13 protein-coding genes are annotated in these 14,278 nt (G+C 44.3%); 10 read left to right on the top strand and 3 right to left on the bottom strand.

What is annotated here, in order from left to right:
* Positions 1-4 precede the first annotated feature (4 nt).
* From pgaB to ACE1SE_RS13005, 7 genes are all read left to right on the top strand, one after another.
* Entirely contained in the window at positions 5-2,041 is a 2,037-nt protein-coding gene (pgaB, locus tag ACE1SE_RS13035; protein ID WP_374051263.1) for a poly-beta-1,6-N-acetyl-D-glucosamine N-deacetylase PgaB, read from the top strand.
* Positions 2,034-3,365: a poly-beta-1,6-N-acetyl-D-glucosamine synthase gene (pgaC, locus tag ACE1SE_RS13030; protein ID WP_374051262.1), complete on the top strand. Its 1,332-nt coding sequence runs from the start codon at positions 2,034-2,036 to the stop codon at positions 3,363-3,365. Before pgaB ends, pgaC begins: the two co-directional genes overlap by 8 nt.
* On the top strand, positions 3,362-3,784 hold the full coding sequence (gene pgaD / locus ACE1SE_RS13025; RefSeq protein WP_374051261.1) for a poly-beta-1,6-N-acetyl-D-glucosamine biosynthesis protein PgaD: 423 nt from the start codon (positions 3,362-3,364) through the stop codon (positions 3,782-3,784). Before pgaC ends, pgaD begins: the two co-directional genes overlap by 4 nt.
* Before the next feature lie 357 nt (positions 3,785-4,141).
* Complete coding sequence (yfiR, locus tag ACE1SE_RS13020; protein ID WP_374051260.1) at positions 4,142-4,624, top strand: regulatory sequestration protein YfiR; 483 nt, start codon at positions 4,142-4,144, stop codon at positions 4,622-4,624.
* Positions 4,625-4,629: 5 nt separating this feature from the next.
* On the top strand, positions 4,630-5,892 hold the full coding sequence (gene dgcN, locus ACE1SE_RS13015; RefSeq protein WP_374051259.1) for a diguanylate cyclase DgcN/YfiN: 1,263 nt from the start codon (positions 4,630-4,632) through the stop codon (positions 5,890-5,892).
* A complete protein-coding gene (gene yfiB / locus ACE1SE_RS13010; protein ID WP_374051258.1) occupies positions 5,889-6,377 on the top strand; it encodes an outer membrane lipoprotein YfiB in 489 nt (162 codons plus the stop codon). The genes dgcN and yfiB overlap by 4 nt, the downstream gene beginning before the upstream one ends.
* Before the next feature lie 387 nt (positions 6,378-6,764).
* Positions 6,765-7,688, top strand: a complete 924-nt coding sequence (locus ACE1SE_RS13005) for an EAL domain-containing protein (RefSeq protein ID WP_374051257.1) — start codon at positions 6,765-6,767, stop codon at positions 7,686-7,688.
* A gap of 151 nt (positions 7,689-7,839) precedes the next feature.
* On the opposite strand, the gene ACE1SE_RS13000 is transcribed toward ACE1SE_RS13005, so the two are convergent.
* The 3 genes from ACE1SE_RS13000 to ACE1SE_RS12990 all read right to left on the bottom strand — a co-directional run bounded on the left by ACE1SE_RS13000 (position 7,840) and on the right by ACE1SE_RS12990 (position 9,700).
* Positions 7,840-8,301, bottom strand: coding sequence for a hypothetical protein (locus ACE1SE_RS13000; protein WP_374051256.1), 462 nt, complete (start codon positions 8,299-8,301; stop codon positions 7,840-7,842).
* Positions 8,302-8,375: 74 nt separating this feature from the next.
* The gene (locus ACE1SE_RS12995) at positions 8,376-8,651 is read right to left on the bottom strand and encodes a PAAR domain-containing protein (RefSeq protein ID WP_374051255.1); all 276 of its coding nucleotides are present in this window, start codon (positions 8,649-8,651) and stop codon (positions 8,376-8,378) included.
* Positions 8,652-8,950: 299 nt separating this feature from the next.
* Positions 8,951-9,700, bottom strand: a complete 750-nt coding sequence (locus ACE1SE_RS12990) for an SDR family NAD(P)-dependent oxidoreductase (RefSeq protein ID WP_374051254.1) — start codon at positions 9,698-9,700, stop codon at positions 8,951-8,953.
* 1,073 nt (positions 9,701-10,773) lie between these two features.
* On the opposite strand from ACE1SE_RS12990, the gene ACE1SE_RS12985 reads away from it, so the two are divergent.
* From ACE1SE_RS12985 to ACE1SE_RS12975, 3 genes are read left to right on the top strand one after another with little or no spacing between them, the layout of a single operon-like run.
* On the top strand, positions 10,774-12,687 hold the full coding sequence (locus tag ACE1SE_RS12985; RefSeq protein WP_374053671.1) for a type VI secretion system Vgr family protein: 1,914 nt from the start codon (positions 10,774-10,776) through the stop codon (positions 12,685-12,687).
* A 14-nt stretch (positions 12,688-12,701) separates the two neighbouring features.
* The gene (locus ACE1SE_RS12980) at positions 12,702-13,922 is read left to right on the top strand and encodes a DUF2169 family type VI secretion system accessory protein (RefSeq protein ID WP_374051253.1); all 1,221 of its coding nucleotides are present in this window, start codon (positions 12,702-12,704) and stop codon (positions 13,920-13,922) included.
* Positions 13,915-14,271, top strand: coding sequence for a DUF4150 domain-containing protein (locus ACE1SE_RS12975; RefSeq protein ID WP_374051252.1), 357 nt, complete (start codon positions 13,915-13,917; stop codon positions 14,269-14,271). Before ACE1SE_RS12980 ends, ACE1SE_RS12975 begins: the two co-directional genes overlap by 8 nt.
* Positions 14,272-14,278: the final 7 nt, after the last annotated feature.

Genomic DNA, 14,278 nt, shown 5'->3' with positions numbered 1-14,278 from the left:
TTTTATGACACACAATGTTTCTCGTCATTGGTTGATGATATCGGCACTGCTGATTAGTCTGTTGATTCCCCAGTTTGGCATGCTGGCATATGCAGAAAAACCTGATTTCGTTCCACCAACGCAACGACCGCTTCCCATGAATGAACGCCCTTGGCCTGAGAATGGTTTTGTGGTTCTCGCTTACCATGATGTTGAAGATGATGGTGCAGATCAGCGTTTTATGTCAGTCCGTACCAGCGCATTGAACGATCAGTTTGCCTGGCTACGGGAAAATGGCTACCAACCTGTTACTGTCGATCAAATTCTTACCGCCAATCAGGGAGGTACGCCTCTGCCTCCCAAGGCCGTATTGCTGACTTTCGATGATGGCTATAGTAGTTTCTACCATCGCGTATTTCCGCTGCTGAAAGCTTATAACTGGCCTGCTATTCTGGCTCCCGTTGGGATCTGGGTTGATGCGCCAGCCAAAAAACCCGTTGATTTTGGTGGATTGATGGTAGCGCGGGAACGTTTCACTACCTGGGAACAGGTGGCTGAGATGTCCCGTTCTGGTTTAGTGGAAATAGGCTCCCATACTTATCAGCATCACTATGGTGCCATCGCTAATCCACAAGGCAATACCGAGCCGGCCGCAGCCATTCGCATTTACGATCCGAAAACAGGTAACTATGAAAGTGAGCAAGCGTTCCGCCTGCGGATAGAAAAGGATATCGTTACTATTACCCAAAGAATTATCACTGCCACAGGCAAGCAGCCACGGGTCTGGATTTGGCCTTATGGCATCGATAGCGGTGTTACGCTGGAAATAGCCAAACGCTACGGCTACAAAATGGCATTGACGCTGGACAACGGGCTGGCAAACGTCAACAATCTTGATAATGTTCCACGTATCTTGCTCACACATAACCCTTCCCTGAAAGCATTCGCCGAGCAGGTAATTCAGGTACAAAATAAACCGATCTTACGGATTGCTCATATTGATCTGGATTATGTTTATGATCCTAATCCCGTTCAACAAGCTCATAATCTCGACAAGCTGGTTCAGCGCATTGCCGATCTGCGCGTCAATACCGTGTTCCTGCAAGCCTTTGCTGATCCCAAAGGTGATGGCAATGTCCGTGAGCTCTATTTTCCTAATCGCTGGCTACCGATGCGTGCTGACCTTTTTAACCGTGTTGCCTGGCAATTGCACAGCCGCCTGAATATTGAAGTTTATGCATGGATGCCCGTTCTGGCCTTTGAGCTGGAGTCTTCACTCCCACGGGTGATGAGCTATGACGCAAGTCATAACAAGCTGTTTGTAAATCCGACACAATATCGTCGTTTATCGCCTTATAATCCAGAAAACCGTCGAAGGATCAAAGAGATTTATCAAGATTTGGCCTCTCATGCTATTTTTCAGGGCATCCTGTATCACGATGACGCAGTCATGTCTGATTTTGAAGATGCTGGCGCAGATGCCATCAAGGCTTATCAGGACGCAGGTTTATCTGCTTCCATTGCAGAAATTCGGCAAGATCCAGAACAATTTGCCCGTTGGACACGCTTTAAAAGCCAATACCTGATTGATTTCACTCATGAGTTAACCAAGGAACTTAAATCAATACGGGGTTATCAACTCAAAACTGCGCGCAATATTTTTGCCCTGCCCATTCTGGAACCGGACAGCGAAGAGTGGTTTGCCCAAAATCTGGATGATTTCCTCGCTCACTACGATTGGGTTGCCCCAATGGCAATGCCATTGATGGAAAATGTGCCTCTGGCAAAAAGCAATCAGTGGTTATCCCGATTGGTAAAAATCATTGCACAACGCCCACAAGCACTGGACAAAACTGTCTTTGAATTGCAATCCGTAGATTGGCGCAAGCCACTGGATAAAAGAGCGATCCCAGGGCACCAATTAGCAGAATGGATGCGTCAATTGCAACTCAATGGCGCACAGAGTTTCGGTTACTACCCTGATGACTTTCTCAATAATCAACCAGAAATGAATGAAATTCGCCCTGTTCTTTCTCCTGAATGGTATCCACTTAATGATTGATCGTATTATTGCTTTTGCAGTGCTCTGTCTGGTATTAAGCATCCCTCTCGGTATCGCTATCACCTTTACCGGGGAAGTCATGCTGAACTTTGTCTTTTTCTGGCCTTTGTTCATGTCGGCCATCTGGATCTCAGGAGGGATCTATTTCTGGATCTATCGGGAAAGGCATTGGAAAATCGTTGATGAAGAAGCTCCGCATCTTGAAGGAAAACCGCTGATTTCAATTTTGATCCCTTGCTACAACGAAGGGCCAAATGTTCGCGAAACACTGCTGGCAGCCTTGAACCAGCGCTACCCCAATATTGAAGTGATCGCTATCAATGATGGTTCAACCGACAGCACCGCGGATGAACTCAATGCGATGGCGAAACAACATCAAGCCTTGAGAGTGATACACCTGAAACAGAATCAAGGCAAAGCCACTGCGCTTCAAGCAGGTGCCGCTGCCGCGAAAAGTGATTATCTGGTCTGTATTGATGGCGATGCCCTGTTAGATCGCGATGCGGCTGTTTGGCTGGTCAAGCCCATGATTGATCATCCCCGTGTTGGTGCTGTTACAGGCAATCCCCGCGTTCGCACACGATCCACCTTAGTTGGGCGCATTCAGGTTGGGGAATTTTCTTCCATCATTGGCCTAATCAAACGTACCCAACGGGTTTATGGTCAGGTTTTTACCGTTTCAGGTGTTGTTGCGGCCTTTAATCGCAGGGCATTGGCCGACGTGGGGTATTGGAGTAACGACATGATCACAGAAGATATTGATGTGAGTTGGAAACTCCAGTTACATCATTGGTCCATCTTTTTCGAACCCCGTGCTATCTGCTGGATCTTAATGCCTGAAACCCTACAAGGATTATGGAAGCAGCGGTTACGCTGGGCACAGGGTGGAGCCGAAGTTTTCCTGAAAAACCTGCGTCAATTGTGGTCATGGCAATATCGCCGCATGTGGGGGTTATTTGCTGAATTCTGCTGTTCTGTTATCTGGTCATTTACATTTGCCCTTTCCATCATTTTATTTTTACTCGGCATGTTCATCACATTACCGGAAAACATTCGCGTCTATTCACTATTTCCACCTGGATATACGGGGTTAGTTCTGGCGGCTACCTGCCTGATCCAGTTTACCGTCAGTTTAGTGATTGAACGACGCTATGAAAAACATGTTGCCTCATCGCTGTTCTGGGTGATTTGGTATCCGATGGTTTATTGGATGCTAAACCTATTTACGACCTTGGTATCTTTTCCCAAAGTGATGCTTAAAGTACACAGAAAACGTGCTCGCTGGGAAAGCCCTGACAGGGGAATAGAGAGAATCGAATCATGAAAGAACCCTTGATTTTTACCGAACAAAGGTTATGGCCTCGTTTAATTGATATTTTGTTGACCATCCTGGCTTGGGCGGGTTTTATCTATTTATTCATGGCGGGATTATTTTACGCCTCCCATAATGCACCCGGGCCTTTGACTTCGACATTATTTACTTCAGAGCTGGGCGTCATTGCCCTTTATATTGCCATTGCCGTATTTAATGCATTTTTGCTCATTGGCTGGGCAAAATACAACCAACATCGATTCAGGATCGAACGTCGTCGTCATCGACCTGCGTTAACCCACACTGAGGTGGCGCAGAGTTTTACGTTGGAGCAAAAGTGGTTTGATACCTTAAGGCAAAGCAAAGTTTCCAGTATCACTTATGACAACCATGGACATATAATAGGAATCAATGAAGATGTATCAATATAGAAATAGTCATTTATTCACTAATAAATGAAATTATACCTTAAAGGTATCAATTAGATTGCCAATAATCTTATTTGGCAGATAACGGTTTTACAACCTATCTCATTAAGGAAATGATACTGAATGAGATAGGTCCTGACTGAGAACAGATTTTATCAATAACTTTAGCACGACCATTTACAATATGAAAAACAAATACTGGATGAAAAATATATACTGGAACCCGATATGAAAGTGATTGAACGGATTCATCATCTTTGTAAACACACTATTTTTAGACGTTGTGTCTCCAGATTATTTTTACGGGTATTGATAACCTTATGCTTAATCACTGTCGCATGTAATTCAGCAGTAATGGCTATGCCTGAAACCAATGAAAAACAAATAATCAATGAAAAAACAGCACGCAACGAAAATGTAGTGCGGGTAGTTTCTGGAATTATCAGTTATACCCACTGGCCTATTACACCTACTATCCTGCACTTATGTCTGGTTCCTCCATCCAATTACATTAGCGCCTTAACCCACATTGATATGATCTCTGATCACACAGAATTGCAAGTTGAAACACTAAATTTCAACGTAGAACAACTCATAGAAAGATGTGATGTAATTTACTATGGTCAAGTTGATCCACAACTTCAACATCAGGTGATCAACCTGAAAAATGACAAACCATTGCTTACCATTGCTGAAAATAATCCGAACTGTGAAATTGGCAGCGCATTTTGCCTCAACATTAACAGCACTCCGGCAACATTTAGCCTCAATCTTGATATTCTCACGCGCAGCGGCGTGCGCGTACACCCGAATGTCCTGCAATTGGCTCGTAAGGTAGAATAATTTATATGAAAAAACGTTATTCACTGATGCCATCGCGCCCGACTTTACGTCACGCTTTCCACCGGATCCATTTGGTCATTACGTTTATCATATTATCCGTAGTCGGCTTGTTCTTATCGTTACTGGCACTGCTTGCCATGCAGAAATATGCCGAAAACAGTTTAAAGCTGATAGCCACGACCATTGCCCATACTGCACAGGCAGCCGTGGTATTTCAGGATAAAACCGCAGCAAACGAAATATTGGCAATGATTGCCGTTCACGATAGTTTTACAGAAGCCAAAATTTTCGATGCCAAACAACAGGTGTTAGCCAGTTGGCAAGCCAATCAAGAGACTCGTACTGGCAATTTCAAGAAATTGATCGAGCATTGGCTTTTTCCTGAACCTTTCACCCTGCCAATTTACCACCATCAGCAAAAAGTAGGTTCAGTCTGGTTAATTGGTAACAGTTGCCACATCATCAAATTTATTTATCAGGCCCTACTGGTGCTATTTGCCTGTCTGCTGTTCAGTGCCGTCATTTCACTCTACCTTTCATTGCGTATGCATGATGGTATCGTCAGAGCTCTGCAAAACATTACAGCCGTCGCCCATGATGTGCGGCTACGGCGGATATTTTCACGACGTGTGCCCTCTGCTCATATTGCTGAGTTGCATGAGTTAAGCCAGGTTTTCAATCACCTGCTAGAAGAACTGGAAGAGTGGCAACACCATCTGCAAACAGAAAAAGCCGCTTTAACCTGGCAAGCACAACATGATTCCCTGACAGGTCTGCCAAATCGGGCCACTTTTGAACGCGTTCTTTCAACCGTCATGAGCGATAAATTTATGCGTGAAAGTGCAGCGATATTATTTATTGATGGTAACAGGCTGAAATATGTCAACGATGTTTATGGACATGCTGCCGGCGATCACGTGCTTGTCACTATCGCCACCACATTAAAACGAAGAGTAAGAAAAACAGATACCGTTGCCCGGCTTGGCGGGGACGAATTTGCTATCCTGTTACCTTCCGCCAATCCAGAAGATGCAGAACGCGTTGCCAAAAATATCATTCATGCCATGGATACTCCCATTCTCCTTCCCAACGGACAACATCTACGTATCACACTCAGCATCGGTATTGCATTATCCAATGGTGAACTAACAGCAGACCAATTACTCTCCGAAGCCGATGCGGCGATGTATCACATTAAACAACGAGGCGGTGGCTGGTATTCCGCTGATACAACAAAACTAAACTATCTATCAAGGAACCCTCTATGAGCAGAAATCGTTATTGTGTATTTATCTTTGCGTTTATTGGCACACTTTTCCTCAGCGCCTGTCAGAATAAAGGGTCGTTGACGGCCACACAAATCGCCGCACTTAAACAACAGGGATTTCAACAAACCGATGAAGGTTGGTTATTTGGTATATCAGAAAAAGTGCTGTTTGGTAATAATCAATTTCACTTACGTCCAGAAGGTGAAATAAAATTGAAACAACTCGCAAGTATTTTATCCAAAGTTGGTATCCACCACGCACGCCTTGATGGTCACACTGACAACTACGGAGAAGTGAGTTACAACAATCAATTATCATTGAAACGAGCCAACACCGTTGCAGATGCACTGACACAGGGAGGTATGCAGCGTACTAATCTGACAACTCGTGGATTAGGGCCAAGCCAACCTATCGCCGATAACCGCAGTTCAAAAGGTCGGGCAGAAAATCGCCGAGTTGCCATTGTGATAACGACACCATCATAGCTATACCATGAAGCAGACAATATAGGTTTTAAAACAGCCCTGTTTACTACGGGCAACCTGATAATATACTGATATAAATAAAATAATAATTTAGCCACGGATGGCAGTAATATTTGTTTATCTTGATCATCCTCAGCAATTATAAAAAAATTCCCCTCCAATTTTGCCATATCGTCATATAGTTATTTCCCGTCTTTGAATTCTTCCTGTAATATAGCCGAAGTTGTTTTCGCAAAAAAGAGCCTCTTTTTTTTGTAATCAATAAGTTAATAAAATTTTGCATAGTTTGGATAACAAGCCTACTGTTAAGTAATGAGCTTTATCAAAAAAGGAGATATGATGGGGCTGAATCTGAAATCATACCGATCCCTGTATCGGATGTTTGTGATGTTATTCATTACCATCACTGCCAGCACAAGTTTTATATTCTGGCGATTATTTTCCAATTATCAGGATAATATCCAACCAGATGTAGAATTAGTCTGTGTATTTATTTTAATGTCTCTGCTTACATTCATATCTGCAATGTTTTTTTATAAACATACCAAAACCATTACTATCCCTGAATATCGTTTGAAAAAAGCGATTAAAAATAAGCAATTCATTCCCTATATACAGCCAATTATTTGTAGTAAAAACAATGCAATCATTGGATGTGAAATCCTTGTTCGCTGGCAACACCCAATTCATGGATTATTGACACCAAACAAATTTATCGCCCAAATTGAAAAATCAGATTTGATTATTCCCTTAACGCATAACCTAATCACCCAAGTGAGAAACTATTTTTCACCTATTGCTCATCAATTACCTGCAAATTTCCATTTTAATTTCAATATTAGCGCAAAACATTATAAAGACATTAGATTAATTGATGATTGTCATCATTTTCTGAAATCATTTCCAGCAAATTCCATCAAACTGATTTTGGAAATTACCGAACGAGAATTACTGGAAGTTGATAATCATACCATTCATTTATTCAATAAATTGGATGAATTAGGTGTATTAATTGCACTGGACGACTTTGGCACAGGTTTCTCTAATCACAATTATTTACAAAAACTTAATGTTAACTTAGTGAAAATCGGACATAACTTTATTAGCAAAATGAATACCGATATGGTTTCAAAAAATATTGTGGAAAATATCATTGACCTTGCCCTGCGATTGCACCTGGAAATTGTGGCAGAAGGAATTGAAAACCAAGAACAGGTTAATCAGTTAACGAACTATTCTGTCGATTATTTGCAGGGATATTACTTTGACCGTCCGATGCCGTTGGAAGAGTTTGTCAAGAAATGGTTATGATAAAAATCACCCCCGCCAAACGGCTTTATAATGCTTTTAAAGCAAAATTGGCATAATAACAGCAATTACAGGGGGCATCATGGTGAACACAGATAAGAATAATTATTTATCAAGGATTTTTATGTCATCTTCAAATAAATCATCCTATTATTTATAACATGCTTTTCCTATTCAAAATCCTGGCTTTACCATGTTCATTTAACAAAATAGGAAGTTTATGCAAAAACACATAACCATCATGTTGAAACTCAATCAGAGTTTTATTTAAAGGTGATATGAAAAATGTATCACCATCAAAAAAACAACCAGAATTCAGCTTAAAATAATTCTCAACAAAATCATCAAGATTATTTAAATCCATCAGATAGACTTCATCCTTTATATAGTAACCCTCATTAATTATAAAAATATTACTACAAATATATTCTTTTAAATTAATGACCTTTAATATTTCAGAATCATCCATTCCGTTCCAATTTTCTATCTTTTTTAAAAATTTAAATCTACTTTCCTGTGCAAATCCGACATAATTTAGTAATATCAACTCTCCACCAATAACAGGGTGCAACATCAAGTCTGCTCTATCCATAGTGTAATTTTCATAGCTTCCCATAATATTTCCTAATAATATCAAAAGGCGAGTTATCACAGCAAAATTACCGCTACTGAATTGCTAAATTTTCAGGTCTATTTTTGATAAGTATCAGGAATAGAATGGATAAATCCTGCATTACAAGGACAAGTAGTCCGACTATCCAAAGTTCCTGCTAATTTCGTTCCTTTATCCAAAAAAGAGCTGACTCCACCAACAACAGTATAATTTCCCGAATATCTCCCGCAAGTCACAGCAGAACCTTCAATTGCCGCTTGTTTTCCATAAAATTTAATACTAATGGTTCCAGTCAGAATGGCGCCACCACACGTCGTTTTGTCGCCGACTGTCAAAAAGTTTCCTTTTGCCATCTTATTTCCTCTAATTTTAGACTAAATTTATAGTAAAATAACTCATTACAGTTTAATTCAATACCTAAATATTGTAGGCAATTTTTATTTTTTAGTCTATTTATTATACGCATTATTTTCTAAAAACATCAATCTACTTTAATGGCAAGAATACAGAATAATATATTGATTATATCGTTCTATTAAAACCCATATTGATTTTTAGATAAAAGAAACTAAAAAGACGGATTGGGTACAGCCATATCCCTGTCCGTCACGGATCTTATTATTTATCAACTCAAGAGATTAGTATTTCAAGTCTATTTTACCATTAAGCCGCCATCAACGGGTAAACAACAACCTGTAATGAATTCCGCTTTGTTACTAGATAACCACACGATAGCATTAGCCACTTCTTCCACTTCCCCAATCCTTCCAATTGGGTGGGTGTCACCATACGCATCTAAATTCTCTCCAAACACACTGACTGACATATCTGTCCTGATTAATCCTGGACACACAGAATTAATCCTAATATTTGACTTTGCCATTTCTAAAGCCGCAGACTTTGTCAATCCAACCACCGCATGTTTACTGGCAGTATAAGCGCACCCTCCTGCATAATTCGCTTTTAAACCTGAAACTGATGCGACATTTACTATTGTTCCACCTGATTGCTCCATTAACGGTATCTCATACTTCATACATTGATATACACCCGTCACATTCGTCGCAATGACTTCATCCCATATTTCATCCGGATATTCAGTTATTTTAGTAAACGAAACACCGAATATTCCAGCATTATTAACAGCAATGTCCAAACGTCCATAATGCGCTTTAATATATGAAAAAAGCCGCTTAATGTCTGAACGTTTACTCATATCAGCAGAATAAAACTCACAGTTAGCATTATGTGGCATTTGTGCTATTGCTTTACTACCTTTATCAACATTTCTCCCCACCAAAAGGACTCTTCCATCCTTTTTCGCAAATTCAATTGCAGTAGCCAACCCTATTCCCGCCGTTCCTCCAGTGATCAATATCACCTTGTTTTCAAATGAATTCATGACATATCCCCCTTTAAATCAATAAATAATTAACCTCTCCTCACTCTTTCAAATTACCGCACACCACAACTGTAATTAGAGTGGACTCTTTCCTATAATAAAACTTTCATCTGTTCTTATCTTACAGTGAACATTTTGAATTTTATGCCTAAATCCTTATATTTTATATGTTAAAAATAATCAGAACTAAAATGCATTTAATTCATAAAAAAGATATCATCAATATTATTCCAACCATTTTCTCTGATTTTTTGGAATGGAAATTTCCCAACCAACTCTGTCACAACAGCTTAGTGTAATACGGCAATTGACTCTGGCACACCCGTAGGATCCTACGGAGCCATTCATTCAAACACAATTTTCGTGATTATGATCACGAAATTAAAAAGATCACCATCTTAAAGACAACGGCAATTTCATTTTTACATTTAAATCAATACGTTAATTAAATGGCTATTTTCTGCCAGCCAAATCATGCGAAATAATAAGTTAACTATATATAAAAATACCGCGCATTGCGCCAGTGAAGCAATGATTTTAATTTTTCATCCTGTGATTGTTGGAAGCCACTTTTTATTTCACTGGATTTTATTTTGTTTTTGCTTTTTTATTATTTATTATTCCTCCCCATTTTATTCACCACGAATTAGCCGATATATTCGGCTAACAACGTCTCTTCAAATTATCACAAGGCGCGTCTTGCGTCTTTAATTGACCAATTTGTCCGGGACAATGTGTGTAAGATTAACGTCATCTCAGGGAGATACACCATGCCAATGAAAAAGCACCTCACAAAATTGAAGAAAGGAAAAGCGCTATTGGAACAAGGACAGCAAGCGACACAGAAGGTGAAACAGGTCAAGGGGCTGTTAACGGGTGCGGGGGATAACACCACCGCCCATCTCAGTACCAATAGCATGATCAGTGGCATGGGTGGGGGCTTTACCGGGGGAACAGGTAAGGCAGTGGGCGGTCGCGGTGCTGGCAGCATGATCAGCGGTATGGGTGGGGGTTTCGCTGGCGGACAAGGGCTGGCTACCCAGGCCGCCGCCGGTGACACGACTGCAGGCAAGATGTTGCAGCAAATCGGCCAGAAATTAGGGCTGGGTGGCGGAGCCGATCCCAGTGGTTTGCTGTTCACTCTGACCGCGGGCGGCTTGCCGGCACAGACCTTTGTCGTCACCGACTTCAGCCTGACCGAGCATTTCTCGCGCCCCTTTACCCTGGAAGTGGGGCTGGCGAGTGCCGACTCAGCCATTGCTTTCCCGCTGGTGCTTGACCGTACGGCGACACTGACCATTTTGCAAAATGGTATCGAACAGCGCAGCGTCACCGGTATCGTCACCCGCTTTGAACAAGGCAACACCGGTTTACACCAAACCACCTACCGGATGAGCATCCGCCCCGACCTGTGGCGCACTACCCTGCGACAGAACTCGCGCATCTTCCAGCAGCTCAATATCACCGGCATCATCACCAAAATCCTCAAGGAACACAGCATCCGCGACGTGGTGTTCAACCTGCGCCACCCGCACCCAGAACGCGAATTCTGCGTGCAATATCAAGAAAGCGATTTCGATTTCCTGCAACGACTGACAGCAGAAGAAGGGATTTTCTACTTTTTCGAATGCAGCAACGGGCGCAATACACTGGTGTTTGCCGATGACTGCGGTTCGGTACCGCCGGGTATACGCCTGCCTTATCAACCGAGCGAGGCCAGCACGCTGGGCGAACCGGCTGTCAATAGCCTGACCAGCAGTGCACAGGTACGCCCGGCTCAGGTACAGCTTAAGGATTACACCTTCAAGAATCCCGCCTGGCCGGCCGAATTTCACCAACAGATACGAGACGAAAACCTGCAACAGCTTTACTACGAACACTACGACTATCCGGGCCGCTTCAAAGACGAGGCTCACGGCAAAGCGTTCACCCGCTACCGCCTGGAGGCACTGCGCAGCGACGCCATGACCGGAGAGGGCAGCGGCAATGCAATTGCCTTACAGCCGGGAAAATTATTCATTCTCGATAATCATCCGCGAGAAGACCTGAACCAGTCATGGCAGACCGTCTCCACCAGCCACAGTGGCAGCCAGCCGCAGGCACTGGAAACGGCCAGCTCAGGCTCTGGCACCACGCTGAACAGCCACTTCTATTTCATCCGTCAGAACCAGAACTGGCGCCCTGCACCGTTGCCCAAACCGGTGATTGATGGCCCACAAATTGCCAAGGTGGTGGGCCCAGCCGGGGAAGAAATCTTTTGCGACCAGTACGGTCGAGTGCGCCTGCAATTCCCATGGGACCGCTATGGACGCAGCGACGACCAGAGTTCATGCTGGATACGGGTCAGCCAGCCGTGGGCTGGTCAGGGCTGGGGAATGCTCGCCATTCCGCGTATCGGACAAGAAGTCGTGGTGGACTTCCTGCATGGTGATCCCGACCAGCCAATAGTGACCGGGCGTACTTACCATGCCAGCAACATCCCGCCGGGTGCCTTGCCGGGCAGCAAAACTCAGATGGCTTTCCGTTCCAAAACCCACAAGGGCGAGGGTTATAACGAACTACTGTTTGAAGATGCCAAGGGCAGTGAACGGCTGGCACTGCACGCGCAGAAGGACATGTATACCAAGGTACTCAACAACCGCGATACCCATGTACTCGCTAACCACCGCGAAACCGTGGAGAAAAATCAGGCCATCATGGTCAATGAGAACAAAGAGGAAACTGTCACCTTCGATAGCACGGAAAAAGTAGGGAAAGTACGCAGACTCACTACTGGCAAGGACTATATCATCGAAGTCGGTGCGCACAAGGCGGAAACCATTACCAACACCCTTTCCATCAACGCCGGAGATGTGATTGAACTGCGCTGCGGCCTGAGTGTGTTGCGCATGGACAGTGCCGGCAAAATCACGATACAAGGCAGTGAATTCAAATTTGAGGCCAGCGGCGCGGTGCAAATCACTGGTAAAGATATCGATCTGAACTAAAAGGACACCCTGAGATGGAATTTCGTAACCTGACCCCTTTTGCGGTGATGAACTATCAGATGCTCGATATCGAAGATACCGAACATCACGTGGTGGTGATGAAAATTGGCTATCAACTCCTGCCTACCGGACTGGGGGAATATAGTGCCGAACTGCTGCCCCCACCGCCCTTGTGTTTGCAGGATGAATATCGCGGGGTCACGAATACCTCGCAGGTATTGCAGGAAAGTGACCTGGCGCCGTTTAAACCGCACTGTGATGTCATTGTCAACGGCACGGCGTATGCGCCAGAGGGCAAGCCCTGTACCGAATTTCCTGTGCGATTGCAGGTGCAGAGTAAGCACGGGCAGACCTTGATCGACAAAACCCTGACCATCACCGGTGAACGGGAATTTATCCGCGATGCGGGTGGTCACTGGCAACTGACCGCGCCAAAGCCGTTTACCTCGCTGCTGCTGGATTACCGTTATGCCTTTGGCGGCGAGTGCAAAATCTACACTAATGATGAAGCGAGCCAGCGTATCAAGGACAGTGACCGCCTGACGCCAGCGCAACGCCAACAGCACCCTGACGGTGAGAAAGCGCCCATTGCTCACGCCACTTGTGAAACCAATCCGCTGGGAAGAGGGTTTATCATCCCGTGGTATGCTGAGGCCAAATCATTCACCCGCTATCCAGCACCTCGCATTATCCGGTCGGATGCACCGTTCACCGTTGAGCATTTTATCGCCCAGCTTGATGACACGTTATCACCTAAGATTCCGGCCTACCAGCCACAAGGTATGGGCTTTATCGGTCGCCCGTGGCTACCCCGCCGCACATTAGCCGGCACATACGATGATGATTGGCTGGCACATCGTCATCCTTACCTGCCAAAAGATTTTGATTTTGGCTACTGGAATGGTGCGCCGGCAGATCAACAGATTGACTGGCCTGCTACCGATATCGCTATCACCCTAAGTGGCCTGACCCCCGATGGTGAGCTGCATATCCGTTTGCCAGGGCACCGTCCATTTATCCTGCTACGAATGCAAAATGGCATACTACTGCCCGTGCCAATGCGCGCGGATACATTAATTCTCGACAGCGATGCCAAAACGCTGTACCTGACCTGCCGGCTGAATTTCAAGACTTCGCTGCCTGTGCGGGTCGCCGAAGCGCGGTTTGAAATCAATCCGGATGCACCGTTGCTCAAACTGGCACCGTTGGAAGAAGAGGAAAAAGAAAATGGCTGATAACTACCTCGCTCGTACTGCCAGCACCTGGATGATTGTCGGTATCCTGCCGGATGTGTGCAAGACCCCAATGGGCTGCTCCACCCCGCCAATTCCCTATCCTGTGGTGGCGAAACTGGCAGACAGCTCAGCTCCGGAGAAAACTGTGCGCGCCAACGGCCAGCCGGTGGTGGTGTTTTCCCAGAGTTTTGTGCCGCAGACCCTCGGCGACCAGCCTGGCGTAGCCAATGGCGTTAAAAGTGGCACTGTGGGCGGCAAATGCCATCCACAAGAACATACCCATACAGTGCGAGCGGGCAATAAGCTGGTGCTGCGTCACGGGGATAAATTTTGGATGAACGGGGCATAAGGAAATT

It is taken from the genome of Xenorhabdus taiwanensis (genome assembly GCF_036512875.1).
Classification (GTDB): domain Bacteria; phylum Pseudomonadota; class Gammaproteobacteria; order Enterobacterales; family Enterobacteriaceae; genus Xenorhabdus; species Xenorhabdus taiwanensis.
The sequence above is the reverse complement of the archived record's forward strand: the minus strand, read 5'-3'. Positions and strand labels throughout refer to the sequence as shown.